The organism is Pseudomonas sp. WS 5027, assembly GCF_012985695.1.
Taxonomy (GTDB): Bacteria; Pseudomonadota; Gammaproteobacteria; order Pseudomonadales; family Pseudomonadaceae; genus Aquipseudomonas; species Aquipseudomonas hygromyciniae.
On sequence record NZ_JAAQWU010000001.1, the window covers coordinates 220,554 to 240,918 of the forward strand.

Consider the following 20,365-nt stretch of genomic DNA (forward strand, 5'->3'; position numbering starts at 1 on the left):
TCCCCTGTAGGAGCCGGCAAGCCGGCTCCTACAAGGTACAGGGCATTACCTGAAGGCGTAGTCGGCCACAATCCCGACAAAAATCGCCAATCCCGCCCAATGGTTGTGCAAAAACGCCTTGAAGCATTTCATCCGGTCCCGATCCCGGGTGTACCAGAACTCCCAGGCAAAACACCCTGCCGCCGCCACTAGCCCCAGATGGAACCAGCCACCCAGTTCGAAGCGCGAGCCCGCCAGCAGCAGGCATAGCAGCGCCAGCCCCTGCAGGGTGAGGATGATGATCCGGTCGGCATCGCCAAACAGGATCGCGGTGGATTTGACGCCGATTTTCAGATCGTCATCGCGGTCGGTCATCGCGTAATAGGTGTCGTACGCCACCGTCCACAGCAAGTTGGCGATATACAGCAGCCAGGCAATGGCCGGCAGGCTGCCGGTCTCGGCGGTAAACGCCATGGGCATGCCCCAGGAAAACGCCGCGCCCAGCACCACCTGCGGGTAATAGGTGTAGCGCTTCATGAACGGATAACTGACAGCCAGCGCCAGGCCGCCCAGGGATAGCCAGATGGTGGCGGCGTTGGTCAGCAGCACCAGCAGGAAACTGATGGACATCAGCACCGCAAAGAACACCAAAGCTTCTTTGGAGCTGATCTTGCCGCTCGCCAGCGGGCGTTGCGCGGTGCGCTTCACATGGCCGTCGACCTTGCGGTCAGCCCAGTCATTGATCACACAGCCCGCTGCCCGGGTCAGTGTCACGCCCAAGACAAAAATCACGATATTGCTCAACGACGGCGAGCCCTTGCCGGCGATCCACAGCGCCCACAGGGTGGGCCACAGCAGCAGATAGATGCCGATGGGCTTGTCCATCCGGGTCAATTGAACGAAGTCCCAGGCCCGTGGGTTCAGATGGTCCAGGGATTTGAGCAGGCGCTGATACATCAGCAATTCTCCACAGATTGGTGCACTGCTTGCCACAGGCTCGGCAGGAACACTTCCGCCACCAAGACACTCAACGCGCCGCGATCAAAGCGCGAGCGCCGCGCCCACAAGCCATTGGCCTGATCTGCCGTCGGCAGCCAGGCGCGTGGGTAGTGGCAGACTTCGATGGCCTGGCGGGTGAATGCCTGGTCACAAAACAGCAACTCACCCAGGGAACGACTGCCCAATTCATCCATATGCAAGCCGTCGCCCTGCAAGGCACTGCGCGCCGCTACGCTGCGGGCGAACACCCAGGCCTGGCCGTGACCGCGCAAATACACCTCGCGGACCCAGCCGATACTGGCGGCTGGCAGGTCGAGGGCGGCGCATTCGTCGTCTCGCAGGGGCTGCCAGCCTTCGAACAGTGGCGTAACACTGAAACCATCGTTGGACAGGTGCGTCAGGCGGCGGGTCAGCGAGCCCTCGTCGAACAGCCAGTCGAGGGCAGGAGGTGCGGGCAGAGGGTGCAGAAGGCTCTGGTTCAACCATTGGCAAGCATCGGGAACGGCAATCGAATGCGGCACGGGGAGTCATTATTGGCAGTTAATGAGGCGCCGAGCTTACCATGGTCACCCGAATTTTTGCCGGGCTGCGCCGGGACATTGGGCCGAACGTGCTTGCATCTGGGCGCCCCGATCAGTACAAAACGCCCTGAGCCGGACGGCAATGCTGGATCTATCGACTGTCGGCCAGTAAGCCTGGACCCTGAGGAAGCAAGTAATGAAGAAGTGGCAATGTGTAGTCTGCGGCCTGATCTATGACGAGAAGGACGGTTGGCCGGATGATGGGATCGCCCCAGGCACCCTGTGGCAAGACGTCCCGGAAGACTGGCTGTGCCCGGACTGTGGCGTCGGCAAAATGGATTTCGAAATGATCGAAATCGGTTGATTCGCTGAATTTAAGAAACGTACTACAAGGAGAATGGAATGAGCGCACCTGTCGTGATCATCGGTACGGGCTTGGCCGGTTACAACCTGGCTCGGGAGTTTCGCAAGCTCGACAGCGAAACCCCGCTGTTGCTGATCACCGCAGATGACGGGCGCTCCTACTCCAAGCCCATGCTCTCCACCGGCTTTGGCAAAAACAAGGATGCCGATGGCCTGAGCATGGCGACCCCTGGCGCCATGGCCGAGCAACTCAAGGCCGAAGTGCGCACCCATACCCGTATCAGCGGCATCGATCCTGGTCATAAGCGCCTGTGGATTGGCGAGGAGGCGGTGGCCTACCGCGACCTGATCCTGGCCTGGGGCGCCCAGACGGTACAGGTACCGGTCGAGGGCGATGCCGCTGAACTGATTTTTCCGATCAACGACCTGGAAGACTACGCGCGCTTTCGCCACGCCGCCGCCGGCAAGCGCCGCGTACTGCTATTGGGCGCTGGCCTGATCGGCTGTGAGTTTGCCAACGACCTGATCCTCGGCGGCTACACCATCGACCTGGTGGCGCCTTGCGAGCAAGTCATGCCGACCCTGCTGCACCCGGCAGCGGCTGCAGCGGTGCAGGCCGGGCTCGAAGGCCTCGGTGCGCGCTTCCACCTGGGGCCGGTGCTCAACCGCCTGCAGCGCACGGCTGACGGCCTGGAAGCCCACCTGTCCGATGGCACGGTAATCGAATGCGACCTGGTGGTCTCCGCCATTGGCTTGCGTCCACGGGTGGACCTGGCGGCTGCGGCCGGCCTGCAAATCAACCGTGGGATCATGGTCGACCGCCACCTCAAGACCTCCCACGCCAATATCTACGCCCTGGGCGACTGCGCCGAGGTCGATGGCCTGAACCTGCTGTACGTCATGCCCCTGATGAGCTGCGCCCGCGCCCTGGCCCAAACCCTGGTGGGCAACGCCACGGCCGTCAACTACGGGCCGATGCCGGTCACGGTGAAAACCCCGGCGTGCCCGCTGGTGGTCTCGCCACCGCCACGGGGCACTGAAGGCGTGTGGAGCGTCGAAGGGCAGGGCGGCGACATCAAAGCCTTGTGCCGCGACGCCAGCGGCCGTCTGCTGGGCTACGCGCTTACCGGCACGGCAGTCATGGAAAAACTGGCCCTGAATAAAGAACTTCCGCCACTGCTGGCGTAAATACTGGTCGTTCTGTCGCAATAGGCACCTTCTTCCCCTTAGAAAGGTCGCTGCGAGACTGGCGCAGGCACCAATGGCATGCCATCCTCACTCCCGTCTGCCGCAGAGTAGAGCCTGCGGCGCCTTGGCGCTGCTCCAGCAGAGAGCAGCACGGACATAACAACAAAAAACCGTCAAAGAGGCTTCACCTATGCGTAAACCAGAACTCGCAGCCGCCATTGCAGAAAAAGCAGACCTGACCAAAGAACAGGCCAACCGCGTCCTCAACGCCGTTCTTGAAGAAATCACTGGCGCATTGCACCGCAAAGACAGCGTCACCCTGGTTGGTTTCGGCACCTTCCTGCAGCGCCACCGCGGCGCCCGCACCGGCAAAAACCCGCAAACCGGCGAGCCGGTGAAAATCAAGGCGAGCAACACCGTAGCGTTCAAACCGGGTAAGTCGCTCAAAGACAGCGTCAACCCGTAAGCACGGCACCGTCTCGAAGGGAGGCGGGGAGGTATGAAAAATGGGCACGCCGACTGGGTCGGGTGCCCATTTTTGTTGGGGCCGGTTCTTGGGCGATGAAGGTAATCCGTGTCTCTTTTCTAGGTCGCCAAGTCGCCCAGGCGGGCTTCAAGCGCTTCTATTTGCATTCTCACGCTTTCAATCACGCTAGGGGAATGACCCCACATATCCAGAAAGCCCCAGCTTTCATCAGGGGGATTTATCATGTTGGACAAGATCGATATGGCTTTCACCAGCAGTGGTTTGAGGGCCTCCTGATGTGCTGACGGCCATACATAGGCGATCCCCAGGGTTTGTAAAAGATAGCTGGCGGCCCTGACACTGTCGTAACGTTCTTCGTTGGGATCAAAGTCATTGATTTCATCAATCAGAACAGCGAAATCATGGTTCTCCCAAAAACTGTGAAACCAGTCTGCGGCTTCATCGTTGGCCCACGGTTGTACATTCCAGTCGCCCATTGTTATTTACTCTTGAACAGCAACTGCATGCTGTGCGCTACCTTGTTTACCCGGTCGAGGGCAACGCTGCTATCAACCCGCAAATCTTCCGGTAAGTCAAAGTGCTCCATGCATGCGTTTTCCTCGATGGCTCCTCGTAGATGAGCAATAACGCGAAAAACAATATGGTCCATTCGCCAGCAAATGGACGGCTCTATCCCCGAAAGTTGTTCTGCGGTCGCTGGATGGCTGGTACCACCCATCCAGATTCGCCTTTCAAAGGCGAATTGGATTTTGTCGTAATGGGAGTCGGATTTTTTATACCCGGGATCACTGAAAAGTATTTTCCAGCGTGGAATACCCGAAAAGCGCATGCTGCAGAATATCGGCCTGAATAATCGGCGCGACATGTCTACTTCCTCGATAGAGGCAGGGATCTGTGTATAAAAATGGGCGAACACCTCGATCAAATGGCCGAGCGCTGGTGGTATGAGCTCAATGTAGCGGGCGATCACGAAGCCCGGTTCATCGTTTGCATTGAGGGCCGGTATGTAAAATAAATCGCCGGGCTTAGGTGCTTTCAGAACCGTCATGAATTGGGTTAGTCGCAATAAATAAAAACATTCAGTTTTTTGCTATAAGCACTTTGAAGAAACTTGACTAGGTCTTTCAATTCGCTGGAGTTTAAATTTTTTAATTTTATCGCTTTTTCGATTTCAGTCACTAAAGGTGGAATTTCGCCGAATAGAATACTTGTGTCAGCGTAATAATCAGAAAATTTGTGCGTCTTTGGGAAGTTTTTTCTTGGTGCTGATGCGTCCATAAGAGCGCCATGGGTAGATTCCCTCAAGCAAAAAACTGGAGTGTTCTCATTAATGTCTTTCTGATTTTCTGCTGCCATAAAGTCAAGAGGCATAAAAATTCCAAGTCAGGACGAGAAGGCTGGCATAGTTAGTTTAGCTTTCTGGGTATATTGGGATTTTGCTATTGTTCGGAAGTATTTCAAGAATCGTCAAATCATCATTCGTGCTCTTTATTTCATAGTGTCTAGTTGTAAAAGTTTCTCGCCATATGTTTTCAGTTATTGAAGATATTGTGTCGGCATCGTATTTGTAGAAAATTTCGACGTACTCGCCTGTATTGAGTAAGGTATAGCGCGCTGTTGGATGATAGCGTGTATACGTAATAATAGAAGCTGAATCAAGATTGGCCTCTGTGCTGTCTTCGAAGTTGCTGCCGAATGATAGTTCTATAATGCGGTTCGGTTCGTTAATAAAAAACCTCCTGTATACAATCCATTGGCTTTTAAATTTTACATATTTGGCGTATTGTATTTCGGCTATAAAATTGTCGTTTTCGTCTAAGAAATAGCACTGCCTGTCTTTAGCCGGCTCCGAGTTTTTTAAGTAAGCGCCCGGGTTTGCATCCTTGTAATTCGCAGGTGTACGGTGCCGGATTATATGAAGGCATGACTCCCATACCCCATTTTTTGGTTTTGTGTGTATGTTCTGCCAATGATATTAGTTCAGGGTATTTGTCTTTGTATTCGTTTAATAGTATGAATAAAATGTCTTTCATTGCGGTCTCCTATTTGGCCAGTGGGAAAGTTTTTCCGCCGCTGAGTTCAAGGATGAGTGTCTTCAAACCTTGCTCGAATTCGGATTTGGTTTTAGCTCCTTTTAGAGTTTCCCATACAAGGTAAAGGGAACAGATTAAGTTTTATTAAAAATCTATTGAATATGCCTGTACCCTTTTGTCCATTTTGCTTTTTAGAGCGGAAGTTCAAAAACGATTTTACCTAACCTGTTTTTGATTAGGTAACTGTTTTCACCGAACTCAGCAGTTTTGAAAAGATCACTTCGATCAATAAATCCAGGAGGCTCATGCATCCAGATTTTATTTTTTGGAAAGAGCTGATCTTGGCAATACCAACTTTCACCTACCTCTGCATTAAGAACTCTAAAAACATTGATTTTATGCTTTTTGTTTTTGCTTGTTTTTGAAAGTTTTTTAATTGAGTTTTCCAGTTGAAAGTTAGTTCTTAAGACTTTTTCAGCAGTTTGATTTATTAGTTCTAAGGTCGCATCGTTACTTTCTTTTTTTGTGGCGATTACAATTAGCGCGCGCCGTAACTCTTCCAGTAGTTCTATATCTTGGCTGAGACGGCTCAAAGATAGAAAATTCTTGAAGTCAAAGCTTTCTACAAAAATATTTGTTGACCCTAGTACGTTGTCGAACAAGTCCTCATCGCCACGTGGGCCTAGTGAAACAACTATTTTACTGCTGCCATTTATATCAATTTTAGGCAGGAACTCCATGAATATCTGGGTGATGTGGTGGCTTAAATGACGGATGCGAACGCCCATTGTTAGAGCGGCTTCGTCACTTTCTTGTAGAGTAAGTATCTTCAGACTCATTGCTATGCTCGCTTGGAAAAACTAGCGGTTATCAGGCGTGCCGTATAATTTAAGGTAGCCATCTCTCGTGTCAACCTGTGGCAAAGGATTTTTGTGAATCGGTGAAGGCATATTCCCGTTGTTTCTTGCTGCATGTTTATCTGTAATTTTTTGCTCGGTAGCCTTGGCTTGAAGTCGAGTTTTATTTTTCTCTACTATCACTGCCTTATAACGCCCAGCTTGAGGCTTGTTAAGCGCGTTGACCTGTTGGTTTGCACGGGGAGAAGTGCCATTTTTGTTCAGCGGACGTCCGCTGATGCCAGGCTTCATCATTCGCCCGGTTTTCGTATCAACGATGACATAGACATGGTTAGGGTTTTTGCTTGCGTGGCTGTTGCCGTGGACTTTTCCGCTGCCACCGCAGGGAGTGAGCCCTAATGGATCGACCCAGCCAAAAGGATTATCGGCGTAGGTGTAAGTATTGATCCCACCCGCCAACCCAATCGGATCCGGCGTAGTAAACCGCCCCACATCCGGATCATAAAACCTGAACGTATTAAAATGCAGCCCCGTCTCCCGATCCAGGTACTGCCCCTGAAACCGCAGGTTCTGCTCTTCGATGAAGTACGGTTCCCGCACCTCTTCCACGGTATTGCCCCACACCCGATAAGTCGCCTGCCAGAGGGTGTGCCCATCAGCCTCGGTCAGTTGCTCCGGCAAGCCATTGAGGTCGTTGTGGTAATAGCGAATTTTCTGCAGCGCCCCGATGCCATCGACGCGGGCCAGGGGTTGGTAGCCTTCGTCTTCATAGACGTAAAGGCTGGTCTGGCTGTGCTTTTGCTCCTGTAACAGACGCAAGCCGTCCCACATGAACTGGGTTTCGCTCAGCGGATAACCATTGCTGCCATGTTCTGTCTTGCCGATGCGCCGGCCCAGGGGGTCGTAGGCCATGCGCACCACGCTACCGCCTTCATTGCGCACTTCAATCAGCCGGCTTTCGGCGTCGTAGGCAAAGTGTTGTACGCCACGGGCGCCGCTACGTTTTTCGATCATCCGGCCAAAGGCATCGTAGCGGTAGCGTTTGTCCTGATAGGTCAGCAGCTTGTTATGTACCACCAGCCCGGCCCCGGACTGTGGGCCGTCCAGCAGGTTGGCGGCCGCGTCGTAGGCGAAGGTTTCGCGCTGGCCGTGCAGGCTGTCCTGGCTTGCGATGATGCGGCCGGTGGCGTCGTAGTGCAGCAGTTGGCGATGCTGCGTGGAGGGCTGCTGGTCGAGTTTGCCGATCAGGTTGTCGGCGGGGTCGTATTCGAAGTGCTTCTGTACCGCCGCCGGCACCAACGCTGGTTGGCTGGTGTGACGGCGTTGGCGCGCGCGCAGGCGGCCGCTGCGGTCGTACTCGCTGCGGGTGCTGATCTGGCCTTGGGTGCGCAGTACTTCGCGGTGCAGGCGGTCGCGCTCGAAGTCGCTGATGACCTGACCGTCGAGGTTGATCTGATGCAGATGGCCGCTGCCGTAGTACAGACGATTGAGCCAGCGGCCGTCCGGCAATTGGCTCTGGATCAGATTACCGAGTTCGTCGTAGTGGTGTTGCAGCTCGCCGGCCGGACTGCGCTCGGCGAGCAATTGGCCTACTGCGTCATAGGCAAAGCTCAAGGCTTGGGTATTGCCCTGTAGGTCGGTGAAGGACACGTCCGTAAGCTGGTCTAGTGCATCGTAGGTGTAGTCGGTACGACCATCGTCGGTGGTTTTGGTGATCAATCGGCCAACCGCATCGCGTTCCAGTCGATGCACGATGGGGGCGGGCGGCGTCTCGGGAACCACGGCCAGGCCCGTGCCGTAAGGCGCCGCCAGGGCGGTCACGGTGGTGACGTTGTCCAGACGGTCGTAGCTGTAACGCTTGGCGCTGCCGTCGAGATCTTGCTGCTCCGTCAACCGATCCCCATCATCCCAGGCAAACCGGTAACGTTCCCCGTTCTCGTTGACCAGCGCCTGCAGCCGACCAAAGCTGTCATACCCAAACTGCACCTGCCGGCCATGGGCGTCGGTGCGCTGGCGCACCTGGCCGCGGCGGTTGTGTTGATAGCACGTGGTGTGGCCGGCCGGGTCGGTGTAAGCGGTCAGTTGGCCGCTGATATCTCGCTGGTACTGCTCGCTACGGCCGTCGGGTAACTGGCTGCTGAGCAAGCGGCCCTGGGCGTCGTAGTGGAATTGGGTACGTTCGCCGAGGGCGTCGGTGATGACTTGCAAAAAGCCCTGGTCGTTGTAGCTGAACCGGGTCGGGTACCCCGAGCAATCGATGTGCTCGAGCAGTTGCCCGAATGGGTTCCAGCGCAGTTTTTTGCTTTTGCCCGTGGCGTCGATGATCTCGACGACTTGGCCGTGGGCGTCATAGCGATAGCGGGTGACATGGCCCAGCGGGTCGATGGCGACGGTGCAGTTGCCGCGTTGATCATAGCGGTAGCGCCAACTGTTGCCGGCGGCGTCGGTTTGCACCAGCGGCAGGGCCCAGTGTTCCAGCCATAACGTAGAGTCGCTGCGCCCCAGGGGGTCGGTTTCGCCGATGAGGTTGCCGGCCTCGTCGTAGTTGTAGGCATAGCGGCCACCCTGTGGGTCGGTGGCGTTGAGCAATTGGCGCTCGTCGTTCCATTCGAACTGCCAGGTCTGGCCGAGGTTGTCGCTGTAGAGGGTGATCTGGTGTTGGCTGTTCCAGTGTCGTGTGCTGACACGCTGCAAGCTGTCGGTAATGCGTGTGGTGCCGGCCTGCAAGTCATAGTCGAACCGGTAGGCATCGCCTTCATTGGTCCAATGCTTGACCACGCGCCATTCCAGGCCTTCGATCAGGGCCCACTCATAAAAGCAGTGCAAGCCGCTGGGCAACTGGTGCTCCACCATGCGCTGCCCGGTGTCGTAGGCAAAGCGCCGTTGCACCTGGCCGCTGGCATCGCGTACCTCGGCCAGGTTGCCCATGGCGTCGTAGCCGTAGCTGGCGAGTACTTCGCGGCGTTGATCGGGGTACACGCGCTCGAGGCGGGCCACGTGCAGCGGGTCGCGGATCAGTTCGACCTGCACCAGATCAAGCGTGTCGCGCAGCCGCATCAGGCGTCCTGCGTCGTCATAATCAAGGTAGATACGGTTGTCGTTGCGGTCACCCAGTTGGCTCAGGCGCAGCCGCGACGGGTTTGTCGGGGTGGCTTCGAACAGGCGATACATACCGTCGTCGCTTTCAATCAGTAACGGCCCATCGCGGTGGCGCCGTACAGCAAGCCCTTCACCTGCACTGAACACTGCGCCGCCCAAGGGGATGGCGCCCATATCGATGGGCCGGCCCTGTTCGTCGGTATAGACCAGGGTGTCGCCGCCTTCGGGATGGGGCTGGATTTCGACGCACACTTCATACGGCACGCTCCAGCCCGTGCCGAACAGGCTGCCACGGCGTTCGTCGCGACTGTTGTAGAAGCGCTGCCAATCGATCGGCAACAGGCCGGGCAGGACGAAATCCAGTTCCTGGTCATCGCCCAGCACCTTGGCGCCGGTAGCCGCATGCACCGGGTTCGAGGAACCCATGGCCGCGTTGGCCGCTGCGCCCATGGCGCTGCTGACGGCCATCGACGCGGCACCGCCCGCCAGCATGCAAGGTAGTTTGCTGAAAAACTTGCCCTTGCCACCTTTGAGCATCAGCAGCACCGTCACTGCCAGCCCGACCCCCGGGGTCTTGCCGCTGCGAATCTCGCGTACCACCACCGAACCGCCGCCAATGGTGACGTTGGAGGAGATCAGCCCGGAGGACACCACCTTCGCATCGCAGGTGCTGCGGTCGCCGCTGCGCACGGCGGGCTGGCCGTTGATGGTCACCTTGTCCGAGCCTTCGGCCATGAACTGCGGCGGCATCGGTGGGTGCTTCATGCAAAGCACCAGGTCTTCGGGCTTGGTCTCCGTGCCTGGCGCAGGCGAAGCCACGGTGGGGCGCCACATCTGTGAGAAGAACTCACCCGCCATGTCCAAGTAGCTGGCTTCTTCTTCCGGCGCCGGCGTTTCCAGCTCGGTACCGGCCGGTGCCACATGGGAAACAACCGCCCCGGCCGCGCGGGCAGCGGGGATGTTATTGGTGAGCGTGTCGACGGAGCCGGTGAGGATATTGGCCTGCACCGTCGGAGGGAACAGGGCGTTGCCGATGCCCTCGCACAAATTGCTCAGGCCCTTGTCGGCCCCGCTCTTGCTCATCGCAAGGCCCACGACCACGCCGACCACCGCGCCCAGCAGGAAGCACCCCAACCCGCCCGTGACAACGGTGATCCCGGTGGCGGCCACCACCGCCGCCGTAGCCAGTGCGGTAATCGCGATGTTCGCCGCCACCTCCAGCACGCCGCCGAGAATGTCGGCCATCATCGAGGTGTGTTCCATCGCATCGCCCAGGCGGGCGGCCCATAACGCGTCAGACATGCAAGATACCCATCACGCAGGCACGTCAAACGACAGCGAATTTTTGATAGTCGCCCAGTGCGCCGCTTCGGCATCGCCGAGTTTGTCGGCCTTCACATAGCTCAAGGCGAGCATCTTGCGCGTACCCGGCAGCACCAGGGCCAACTGGTACTGGAAGACCTTGTCGTTGCCCTTGCTGAACTGGCTGCGCAGTTCGATCCCTTCGATCTCCTGGGTGGCGCCCAGGCGCACCGGCACGCTGGGTAGGCAGCGCAAGTCCTGCACCTGTTTTTCCAGGCGCTTGAGCTGGTCGTCGAAGTTGCTGTGCAAGGTTTCACCTTGCGCCAGCAAGCTGCGGCTGACGATCAGTGACGTCCCCAGTTCCGGGAACTTGAGGATATTGATCGTCGCGTCCTGCAGCTCGGCGGCGGGTAGTTGGAACTGGAATTCGTTGATGCGATACGTCATGGCAAACAGGTCTCGTCAGGAGCTTTTGGGCGTGGGGAACGCGGCTTTGATGTTGGCGTCGATGCTGGTTTTTATGCCCTGGCCATCCGGTGTGGCGCCAGGCCCGCCGCCGTTGTTGAGGTGCAGCACGCCGCCGGTGTTGAACTCGGCATCGCCGCTGGCGTAGAAGCTGATTTGCACGCCAGTGAGGTTGATCTGCCCGCTGGCGTTCAACTCAAGGATGCTTTGCCCACACACCAGGCGCAGGTTTTCGCCGACCTCAATGACATAACTCTGGCTGATGCTATCGGTCTTCTTCTGGCCCACCGAGAGCACGTCTTCCTGCTTGACGATGCGCAAGCGGTTGTTACCGATAGTCACCGTCTCGTTGTGCCCAATGCTCTTGTTGCGGTCATGCCCCACCGAGTGACTTTCATCCACCTCCACCACGATGTCCTGATTGCGCTCGGCATGGATGTACAACTGCTCCAGGCCCTTCTTGTCCTCCATGCGGATTTCATTGAAGTTCGCCGGGCTGCCGCCCTTGCTGGAGCGGCTCTTCATCCCGCTCTGGGTGGCGTTTTCCGGCAGGTCGTAGGGCACCGTCTGTTCGGCGTTGTACACCCGCCCGGTAATGATCGGCCGATCCGGGTCGCCTTCCAGGAAGCTCACGATCACTTCCTGGCCGATGCGCGGGATCTGCATCGAGCCCCAGTTCTTGCCGGCCCAGGATTGCGAGACGCGAATCCAGCAGGAGCTGTTTTCGTTGGACTGGTCGTGGCGGTCCCAATAGAAATGCACCTTCACCCGGCCATATTGGTCGGTCCAGATTTCCTCGCCCTTGGGCCCGACCACCAGCGCGGTCTGCGGGCCTTTGACGATGGGCCGATGGGTGTTGGCCAGTGGGCGGAAGCTCTGTTGTGCGTCGATGCAGGTCAGGCTGCTGTCGAACTGCGCCGACGCCGCGCCGCCACCGGATTCCAGGCGTTCCTGGGTGATGTAGTAGCGCGCGGCGAGGATCAGGTATTCGCGGTTCTGGTCGCGGCGGCTGAAGCCGGTGAGGCTGAACAGATGACCGGAGCCCAGGCCCCGGGCGTTGCCGCTGAACTCCACTTGTTCATGCAGGGTTTGCAGGGCTTCGATACGGGTGCGTGCGTAGTGTTCGCCGTCTTCGCTTTTGACGTAGGTGCCGGGGTAGTCGTACAGCGGATAGTCACCGGCGGTGTGCGGGCGCGGCATGGCCGAGCGCACGTCGATGCTGGCGCTGGGGCGCTGGAAGTCATAGTCGTTGAGCTCAAGGGAGCCGGGCTGGACTTGCTGCGCCAGGTGCCAGTTGTGCATATGGTCGCGTTCGCGCTGCTGCTCGTCCTTGGGGTAGTAGGGCACCGAGGTGTAGCCGGGCACCGTGGTGTGGGCGCCATAGGCATCGGCCAGCACCAGCACATGGCGATCCTGCTCGTGACGGAAGAAGTAGTAGATGCCTTCCTGTTCCATCAGGCGACTGACGAAATCGAAGCTGGTCTCGCGGTACTGCACGCAGTATTCCCACTCGCGATACGGCCGGCTCAGGGCGTCTTCGAAGTCGGAAAAGCCCAGGTCGCGGAACACCTGCTTGATGATCTGCGGGATGCTCAGGTTCTGGAAAATCCGGCAGTCGGAGGTGCGGCTCAGCAGCCATAGCCACGGGCGCAGTGTCACCTGGTAACTGGCGAACTGGCCCTGGTCGATGTTCTGGCTGCAGCGCGCGACGATCCCATGGAAATACCGCTCGCCGCCGTCCGCCAGTTGCAGACCCACGCTCATCGGCTTGCCCAGCAACTGGTTGAGGTCGATGTTGGCATCCAGCGAGTTCAGTTGTAGCTCGTAGCTGAACAGCCGCCCCAACTCTTCGTCGCCGCCCATTTCATTGAGCAACAGCACATCCGGGCCCAGAGGGCTGGTGATCTTGGCCAGGCGTGAGGCTTGGTTGAAAAGCATCGGTTGTCCCGTAAGTGTCTTAATAACTGAAGAAACCGAATCCAATGTGGGAGCGTGCTTGCTCGCGAGTGCGGTGTATCAGTTGATACATCCGGTGACTGACTCACCGCATTCGCGAGCAAGCCCGCTCCCACATTTGGATAGCACTTCGTCAGGTTATTCGGTGTCGCTGAACTGGTAGTGCAATTCGTTATCCCGCGTGCCGATTCGCACCCCTGCCAGCGCCTTGCCTTCGAGCATGCGCGTGAGGAACTCGCGGCTCATGTCCGGCAGCAGGCTGTTGGTGAGGATGGTGTCGATCATCCGCCCGCCACTTTCGGTTTCGGTGCAGCGCGAGACGATCAGGTCGATCACCGTGTCGTCGTAGTCGAAGGCGACTTTGTGGGTGTTCTCCACGCGCTTCTTGATGCGGTCCAGTTGCAGGCGGGTAATCGCCTTGAGCATCACATCACTGAGCGGGTAATACGGAATCGTCACCAGGCGCCCGAGCAGGGCCGGTGGGAAGATCTCCAGCAGCGGCTGGCGCAGGGCCTTGGCGATGTCTTCGGGATCGGGCACGTTTGCCGGGTCTTTGCAGACGTGGGAAATCAGCTCGGTGCCGGCGTTGGTGGTGAGCAGGATCAAGGTGTTCTTGAAGTCGATCACCCGGCCTTCGCCGTCCTCCATCACGCCCTTGTCGAACACCTGGAAGAAAATCTCATGCACGTCCGGGTGGGCTTTTTCCACCTCGTCCAGTAGCACCACGCTGTAGGGTTTGCGCCGCACGGCTTCGGTCAGCACGCCGCCTTCGCCATAGCCGATATAGCCCGGTGGCGCGCCCTTGAGGGTGGACACGGTATGGGCTTCCTGGAACTCGCTCATGTTGATGGTGATCACGTTCTGCTCGCCGCCGTACATGGCTTCGGCCAGGGCCAGGGCGGTTTCGGTCTTGCCCACGCCCGAGGTGCCGGCCAGCATGAACACGCCAATCGGCTTGCTTGGGTTGTCGAGGCCGGCGCGGGAGGTCTGGATGCGCTTGGCGATCATCTGCAAGGCATGGTCCTGGCCGATGATGCGTTTTTTCAGGTGCTGGTCGAGGTTGAGCACCGTCTCCAGTTCATTGCGCGCCATGCGGCCCACCGGGATGCCAGTCCAGTCGGCGACCACCGAGGCCACGGCCTGGTAATCCACGGTCGGCAGGATCAGCGGGGTTTCACCTTGCAGGGCACTGAGGCGCTGTTGCAGGTCCACCAGTTTCGCACGCAACTCGTCGTTGCCGCTGTCGACAACGCCGGCTTTCTCGCGCAGGGTCGCGCGGGTAGCGAGCAACTCGTCTACTAGGGTCTTTTCTTCGGCCCAGCGGCTTTCCAGGGTTGCCAGGCGCTCGCGTTCGGCACTCAGCAAGGCTTCGCTGTTGCTCTGGCGTGCGCCAATAGCGATGCCGATGGCATGCTCGCGGGCGATGATTTGCAGCTCGGTTTCCAGGGCTTCGATACGGCGACGGCTGTCATCCACTTCTGCCGGCACCGCGTGCAGGCTGATGGCGACGCGGGCGCAAGCGGTGTCCAGCAGGCTCACGGATTTATCCGGCAACTGGCGCGCCGGGATATAGCGGTGGGACAGCTTGACCGAGGCTTCCAGGGCTTCATCGAGGATCTGCACCTGGTGGTGCTTTTCCATGGTCGAGGCCACGCCGCGCATCATCAGCAGCGCCTTGTCCTCCGACGGCTCGGCCACTTGCACCACCTGGAAACGGCGGGTCAGCGCCGGGTCTTTCTCGATATGCTTCTTGTACTCGGCCCAGGTGGTGGCGGCCACGGTGCGCAAGGTGCCACGGGCCAGGGCCGGCTTGAGCAGGTTGGCCGCATCACCGGTGCCGGCGGCGCCCCCGGCACCTACCAGGGTGTGGGCTTCGTCGATAAACAGGATGATCGGTTTTGGCGAGGCCTGGACGTCTTCGATGACCTGGCGCAGGCGCTGTTCGAATTCGCCTTTCATGCTGGCGCCGGCTTGCAGCAGGCCCACATCCAGGCTGCGCAGCTCCACGTCTTTCAACGCAGGAGGCACATCACCGGCAACGATGCGCAGGGCAAAGCCTTCGACCACCGCCGTCTTGCCCACCCCGGCTTCACCGGTGAGGATCGGGTTGTTCTGGCGCCGACGCATCAGGATGTCCACCAGTTGGCGGATCTCTTCGTCACGCCCCACGATCGGGTCGAGCTTGCCGTTGCGCGCCTGTTCGGTCAGGTCCACGGTGAAACGCTTAAGGGCTTCCTGTTTGCCCATGGCACTCGGGGCCATGGCGCCGCTGGCTTCGCCCGGCACGGCACCGGCATTGAAACCATCGCTGGCGCTCAGGGCGTTTTCCGGCGAATCACCGACATATTCATCAAAGCGCTCGCTCAGGGCCTCGGCCTTGATCTTGTCGAACTCCCCAGACAAACCCAGCAGCGCATGTCGCAGGCTCGGCGTCTTCAAAATGCCCAGCACCAGGTAGCCGGTGCGCACCTGGCTTTCGCCAAACATCAGGCTGCCGTACACCCAGCCGCGTTCCACGGCTTCTTCCACATGGGACGACAGGTCGGTGATCGACGTCGAGCCACGGGGCAGGCGGTCCAACGCCTCGGTGAGGTCACGGGCCAGCCGTGCCGGCTCAATGTTGAATTGGCGGATGAGGCGATGCAGGTCCGAGTCCTGCAGTTGCAGCAACTGGTGAAACCAGTGGGCCAGTTCCACGTAGGGGTTACCGCGCAATTTGCAGAACACCGTGGCGGCTTCGATGGCCTTGTAGGCCACGCTGTTGAGTTTGCCGAACAGTGCGGCACGACTGATTTCACCCATGCTCTGGATTCCTTGAGGTGGTGGCTTGATCGGCGTAATGCCGGGCCAGGATTAGGTCGTTGGCGTCTTGCCCGGGTTGGCCGAGCCAAGTGTTGAAACCCAACCGGAACTGCCCGTTGAGTTGCAACGGCGGCACTTGCGGTTGTTGAAGAATCAGGTTCAGGTCCCAGTCCAGTTCGTGGCCCAGGTATTCGGTGACCCAGGCCACCAGTTCATTGAACGGCTGGCTGCCGGGCAACATGCCCATGTAGTCGTCGAGCGTCAGGGGCCCGAGGCGAATACGGAACTTGTGCTGGCGGTCCCACACATGGCTGCCCAGGCAAAAATCCACGCCCAGCTGATGGGCACTCACGCTGACCCGGCTGCGCTCGGGCAGCTCCAGCCATTGGCCGACGTACTCTTCAATCTCCACCGGCAGGCCGAAATACTCGCCGAGAATCGCCTTCAAACCGTCCGGGTAGCGGGTTTGCGCCGAGAGGTGGCCGCTGTAGTGCAGTTTTGCGGTATCGGGGATCAGGCCCTGGTCGAGGAGGCTGGGCATACCGCGCCCGCTGAGCGCCGCCAGGCGTGCAGACCAGTAATCATCGTCGGGCCGGTCGTGGCTGACGGTCGGCCGCGCCTCGGCCCAGGCCCGATAAAACAGGGTCAACAGGCGGTGGTGGAACACATCCAGGAAACGTTTGCTGGTGCTGTCGGCGTTATTGCGTTGGCGTTCGCGCACGTATTCGGTGATGTGCAGCGGCAACGGCCCATTGGGGCCACCGAGGCCGAAAAAGAACTGCTCCAGGCGCGCTGGCGTGCCGTCACCGCCGGGATTGACCGACGCCAGGGTCGCCGGGGCGAACGTGCAGTCAGCCTGTTGCCCGAGGCGCAACGGGTCATCGGCCAGGCGCAGGGAATGCCCCAGGCGCGGCAGGTGGGGCGATTCGCACTCGATACGGCGCAGCGCCTGGAAGAAGTCATATTCCCAGGGCTCCTGATGCATCGCATCCAGGGTACTCACAGGGTCGGACGCCGTCCGGGCTTGGCTTTCCATCGCATGATCTCGCCGCGTTCGGTGGTACGAATCACCGTCTCGGTAAAACTGTTGATCGACACGTAACGCGCCAGGAATCGTTCCAGCACTGCTCCGAGCAGGAATACACCGGTGCCGCGGAACGCGTTTTCATCAAATTCCAGGGTGATTTCCAGGCCACGGCCAAACACGATCGGGCCGGGCATCGGCAGGCGCCGTGTCACCGCTTTGCTGCTGACCTCGCGCAGGCCCTCGATCTGCAATTGCAGGGCGGCGTCGTTGCTGTCGCCATACAGGCGCAGCAGTTCACGCAACGCGGCGGCACCCTGGCCTTCGCTCAGGGACAGGTAGTTGAGCGACAACTGGCTGATCAGGCGCCAAGCCTTGGCGTCATGGGCGTGGCTGGCGCGCGGTCGGCTGGGCCCGGCGACGCAGCGCACTGCCAGCACCGGGGCACTGTCGGCCAGGGTGAAGTCAGTCTTGCCGTTGCCCACGCTCATGAACAACGGCAGATCGCGGTTGGTGCACAGCGCGGTCACGCCCAATTGGCGCAGGTCATGGCGGTAGGGCGCTTGCTGGCTGTCCACCAGGCTGACAAAGGTCTCGCTGCCCACATACGTAGAGCGCGGGCCATTGCGCCGCTGGTCGCTGGACAAGACTCGCGGCTCGCGACGCACACTGTAGTAAGACTGGTCGCGGCCGTAGCGCGATGGATCACGCACGGCGTAGAACGGCAAAAAGGGTTGCTCCGGCCCGGTGCCGTGGCCGGTGATGGCGCTCAGGGAGTGGATTTCGAAGTCCATGGGCCGGGTGCGGTCGGCAATCACATGGTGTTCGTTGACCCGCTCGGACAAGTGAATCCGGTCCACCCGCTTGGGGAACAGGTTGATCGCCGGGGTGCAGAAGGGCACGAACTGCGCGGCGCCAACACTGCCTTCCAGGCTGGGATCGTGGCGGTCGAACAGCACGATCAGCTCCAGTTCCTGGCCATCGCAGCGTTGTACGGCGCGGCTCAGTTCGGCGAATTCGACGAACAGGTAGCGGTGGGGCAGGGCGAAGTATTCCTGCAGCAAGCGGTAACCCTGGAAGGCTCGCGATACCACGGGCATCGCCGCATCGGCATCGTCGAACCCGCGCGAACGCAGTGCGTCCTGCGGCAGGCGCTCCACCCAGTCCCCGCCGGGTTGGCGCGCAAACACCGCGCAAACATTGCCCAGCAATTGCTCGTAGAGGCGGAACGGCTGCTCATCGGCGCCGCTCAGGTACAACGGCAGATTGTCCAGGGCCAGGCTGTTGAATGGCAGCTCGGCGCCGGTGCGCAGGGTCAGGCGCAAACCGGCCTTGGCCTTGGGCTCGCTAGCGGCCAGGCGCCCAAGCACGGCGGACGGGTTGCCGAAGTAATCGGCCTGGCTGACCTGCAACGGCCACAGCGTCACCGGGTGTGCGGTGCGGTACTCGCAGCAGGTCTGGGTTTCGCGGCCCAGAGCGGCGCGCAACACGGTATCGCGGGGCAGGGCAAAACCGCTGGCCAGGGAGCCTTCATCGGGGTCGGCCTGCAATTGCACCACGGTCATCGACGGGGTCGGCGCCAGGTAGTGCGGGTAGGCGATTTCCAGCAGGTTATGGGTAAAGGTCGGGTACTCGGCATCGAGCTTGAGCTGCACCCGGGCGGTGAGATACGCGAAGCCTTCGAGCAGGCGCTCGACGTACGGGTCGGCGCAGTCCATACCGGACAGGGTCAGCCGACTGGCGATCTTCGGGTATTCCTTGGCGAACTCTGCGGCGCTTTCGCGCACGTGGTGCAGTTCCTGGTTGTACAGCTCCAGCAGGCGCGGGTTCATGGGCGCCTCCGCTGGTCGGCGTTGACCACGCGTACATGGCCAGACTCCAGATCCAGGTCGGTTTGCAGCAGCAGGCGCAAGGGCACCGGCTGGGCCCACAGGTCGCCTTCGATCTCGAAGCTCAAGGCGTTGTGATTCATCTCGCCATGGGCCACACGCGCCTTGACCCGCAGGGTGTGGCGCAGGATGCGTGGCTCAAAGGTGGCAATCGCCTGGTAGATCAAGGCTTCCAGTGCATTGATATCGACGCTCGACGCACTGTTGCCCGCCAGCGCTGGCAGGCCGTAATTGATCACCGACGTCCCGGCCGGGGTGTGCAGCGTGGCATCGGCATTGAGTAGCGACGTGGTATTGAGCAGCCACGCCAGGTCCCGCAGCACCGAGGCTTTGAGCTGGGTCAGGGACAGCACGCGCTTGTCGGCGCTTTCCTTGGGATTGCTCGGCTCGTCGTCGGTCAACCGGTCCAGCAGGGACGGTTGCAGGCGGTCGCGGGTGGCGATTTCGGTTACCACGTAAAGAGTGCCACGAAGTTTTTCTGGTCCATAGCCCCAAGCAGACAACGACCTCCGTTGGCAACCATAGACGCCTCTAAGCGACCCTCAATATGTCTGATGGCTTGATACTGAGAGCGACACTCCTGACTCGGTGCAGGTTCTGGTGCAAAGTGCTGCACAATGATGATCTGTGCATTGTTAAAGGTCTCGACCCTTGGCTGGTCCTTGCGGTCGACGCTTAGATGGCAAGGCCAAGGCATATCCAGGGTCAACAGGCTCTGGTCAGGCTTTCGCAATGCACAGCGTTGTGCATGATTCTCCAAGGTCAGTCGTTGACCTCCAACCACCACCACCTCGGGGTTTGATTGGGTGGCGTCGATTTGTTGAGCTTGCTCCGCACAGGCATTCAGGCTCAACAGCATGCTCACAGAGAGTATGCATTGCAGGGTGCGTTTGATCATTTCAACTCCCAAAACCAGACCTGTCGGGACCGGTGCGCCTGGTCGGCGAAATCACCTGTTACTGAACCTCGATTCCATAGGTCAATATGGTCGCCGGTACGAGCTTCCAGAGATTGGCCCATCCGGGCAAAACAATCTTTGAAGAAAATAATTCCGGTTTTTTGGTAAAGCGTACGGCGGTCCTCGGCGCTGCCCGTAAGAATGGTTGGGCGACCTAGATGATGACGCCACAGCCAGTTAGCCAGTGACTCCGCGCCTCGGGCGTGGTCATGCGCGCATTTGGGTTCGCTATACGTCGATTTGTTTACCTTGATGGTTTTTTCGGCGTTAAGCGTGATGCTCATACGGATGGCGCATTGGTTGTCCCAAGGACCATCACAGGGTGTTGATGTTGTGGGGTAGTTTGCCCACAAATTGATAAACGAAGGTTTGGCCATGACTCAGATACCGAAAAGAGGAAGGTCGAAATTCGAGCAAGCACCAAAACCCCCGGCGCGTTGCGC

The 20,365-nt window shown here is 59.2% G+C and carries 19 protein-coding genes; 3 read left to right on the top strand and 16 right to left on the bottom strand.

The features are described 5' to 3' along the window. Nucleotides 1-45: 45 nt before the first annotated feature. Together ubiA and HBO09_RS01035 are read right to left on the bottom strand one after the other, a co-directional pair. Nucleotides 46-936: a 4-hydroxybenzoate octaprenyltransferase gene (ubiA, locus tag HBO09_RS01030; RefSeq protein ID WP_169990951.1), complete on the bottom strand. Its 891-nt coding sequence runs from the start codon at nt 934-936 to the stop codon at nt 46-48. Next, nucleotides 936-1,499 (bottom strand): chorismate lyase, encoded by a 564-nt coding sequence (locus HBO09_RS01035; protein ID WP_169990953.1) that lies wholly within the window; start codon nt 1,497-1,499, stop codon nt 936-938. The genes ubiA and HBO09_RS01035 overlap by 1 nt, the downstream gene beginning before the upstream one ends. A 196-nt stretch (nt 1,500-1,695) precedes the next feature. Between HBO09_RS01035 and HBO09_RS01040 the strand changes: the two genes are divergently transcribed. From HBO09_RS01040 to HBO09_RS01050, 3 genes are all read left to right on the top strand, one after another. Next, a complete protein-coding gene (locus HBO09_RS01040; RefSeq protein ID WP_003213373.1) occupies nt 1,696-1,863 on the top strand; it encodes a rubredoxin in 168 nt (55 codons plus the stop codon). A gap of 38 nt (nt 1,864-1,901) precedes the next feature. Next, nucleotides 1,902-3,050, top strand: a complete 1,149-nt coding sequence (locus HBO09_RS01045) for an FAD-dependent oxidoreductase (RefSeq protein ID WP_169990956.1) — start codon at nt 1,902-1,904, stop codon at nt 3,048-3,050. Between the two features lie 190 nt (nt 3,051-3,240). Further along, on the top strand, nt 3,241-3,516 hold the full coding sequence (locus HBO09_RS01050; RefSeq protein ID WP_003213368.1) for an HU family DNA-binding protein: 276 nt from the start codon (nt 3,241-3,243) through the stop codon (nt 3,514-3,516). Between the two features lie 119 nt (nt 3,517-3,635). Here HBO09_RS01050 and HBO09_RS01055 read toward each other — a convergent pair whose 3' ends face one another. From HBO09_RS01055 to HBO09_RS01120, 14 genes are all read right to left on the bottom strand, one after another. After that, nucleotides 3,636-4,013 carry a hypothetical protein gene (locus tag HBO09_RS01055; RefSeq protein ID WP_169990958.1) on the bottom strand — a complete coding sequence of 126 codons (378 nt, stop codon included), beginning with the start codon at nt 4,011-4,013 and terminating at the stop codon, nt 3,636-3,638. A gap of 2 nt (nt 4,014-4,015) precedes the next feature. Further along, nucleotides 4,016-4,585, bottom strand: a complete 570-nt coding sequence (locus HBO09_RS01060; protein ID WP_169990960.1) for an Imm26 family immunity protein — start codon at nt 4,583-4,585, stop codon at nt 4,016-4,018. A gap of 8 nt (nt 4,586-4,593) precedes the next feature. Then, nucleotides 4,594-4,908, bottom strand: coding sequence for a hypothetical protein (locus HBO09_RS01065; protein WP_169990962.1), 315 nt, complete (start codon nt 4,906-4,908; stop codon nt 4,594-4,596). A gap of 467 nt (nt 4,909-5,375) precedes the next feature. Next, nucleotides 5,376-5,570: a hypothetical protein gene (locus HBO09_RS01070; RefSeq protein ID WP_169990965.1), complete on the bottom strand. Its 195-nt coding sequence runs from the start codon at nt 5,568-5,570 to the stop codon at nt 5,376-5,378. A 191-nt stretch (nt 5,571-5,761) separates the two neighbouring features. Beyond that, nucleotides 5,762-6,409, bottom strand: a complete 648-nt coding sequence (locus HBO09_RS01075; RefSeq protein ID WP_178120147.1) for a hypothetical protein — start codon at nt 6,407-6,409, stop codon at nt 5,762-5,764. A 21-nt stretch (nt 6,410-6,430) separates the two neighbouring features. Next, a complete protein-coding gene (locus HBO09_RS01080) occupies nt 6,431-10,828 on the bottom strand; it encodes an RHS repeat-associated core domain-containing protein (protein ID WP_169990968.1) in 4,398 nt (1,465 codons plus the stop codon). Between the two features lie 12 nt (nt 10,829-10,840). Further along, nucleotides 10,841-11,275 carry a DcrB-related protein gene (locus tag HBO09_RS01085; protein WP_169990971.1) on the bottom strand — a complete coding sequence of 145 codons (435 nt, stop codon included), beginning with the start codon at nt 11,273-11,275 and terminating at the stop codon, nt 10,841-10,843. 15 nt (nt 11,276-11,290) lie between these two features. After that, nucleotides 11,291-13,231 (bottom strand): type VI secretion system Vgr family protein, encoded by a 1,941-nt coding sequence (locus tag HBO09_RS01090; protein ID WP_169990974.1) that lies wholly within the window; start codon nt 13,229-13,231, stop codon nt 11,291-11,293. 156 nt (nt 13,232-13,387) lie between these two features. Continuing rightward, nucleotides 13,388-16,051, bottom strand: coding sequence for a type VI secretion system ATPase TssH (tssH, locus tag HBO09_RS01095; RefSeq protein ID WP_169991020.1), 2,664 nt, complete (start codon nt 16,049-16,051; stop codon nt 13,388-13,390). Then, nucleotides 16,044-17,087 (bottom strand): type VI secretion system baseplate subunit TssG, encoded by a 1,044-nt coding sequence (gene tssG / locus HBO09_RS01100; RefSeq protein ID WP_169991022.1) that lies wholly within the window; start codon nt 17,085-17,087, stop codon nt 16,044-16,046. The genes tssH and tssG overlap by 8 nt, the downstream gene beginning before the upstream one ends. Then, nucleotides 17,051-18,907, bottom strand: a complete 1,857-nt coding sequence (tssF, locus tag HBO09_RS01105; protein WP_169991024.1) for a type VI secretion system baseplate subunit TssF — start codon at nt 18,905-18,907, stop codon at nt 17,051-17,053. Before tssF ends, tssG begins: the two co-directional genes overlap by 37 nt. Beyond that, complete coding sequence (gene tssE / locus HBO09_RS01110; RefSeq protein WP_029289885.1) at nt 18,904-19,419, bottom strand: type VI secretion system baseplate subunit TssE; 516 nt, start codon at nt 19,417-19,419, stop codon at nt 18,904-18,906. The genes tssF and tssE overlap by 4 nt, the downstream gene beginning before the upstream one ends. Further along, complete coding sequence (locus tag HBO09_RS01115; protein ID WP_169991026.1) at nt 19,413-19,862, bottom strand: hypothetical protein; 450 nt, start codon at nt 19,860-19,862, stop codon at nt 19,413-19,415. The genes tssE and HBO09_RS01115 overlap by 7 nt, the downstream gene beginning before the upstream one ends. After that, a complete protein-coding gene (locus HBO09_RS01120) occupies nt 19,859-20,299 on the bottom strand; it encodes a type VI secretion system amidase effector protein Tae4 (RefSeq protein ID WP_153837344.1) in 441 nt (146 codons plus the stop codon). Before HBO09_RS01120 ends, HBO09_RS01115 begins: the two co-directional genes overlap by 4 nt. Nucleotides 20,300-20,365 lie beyond the last annotated feature (66 nt).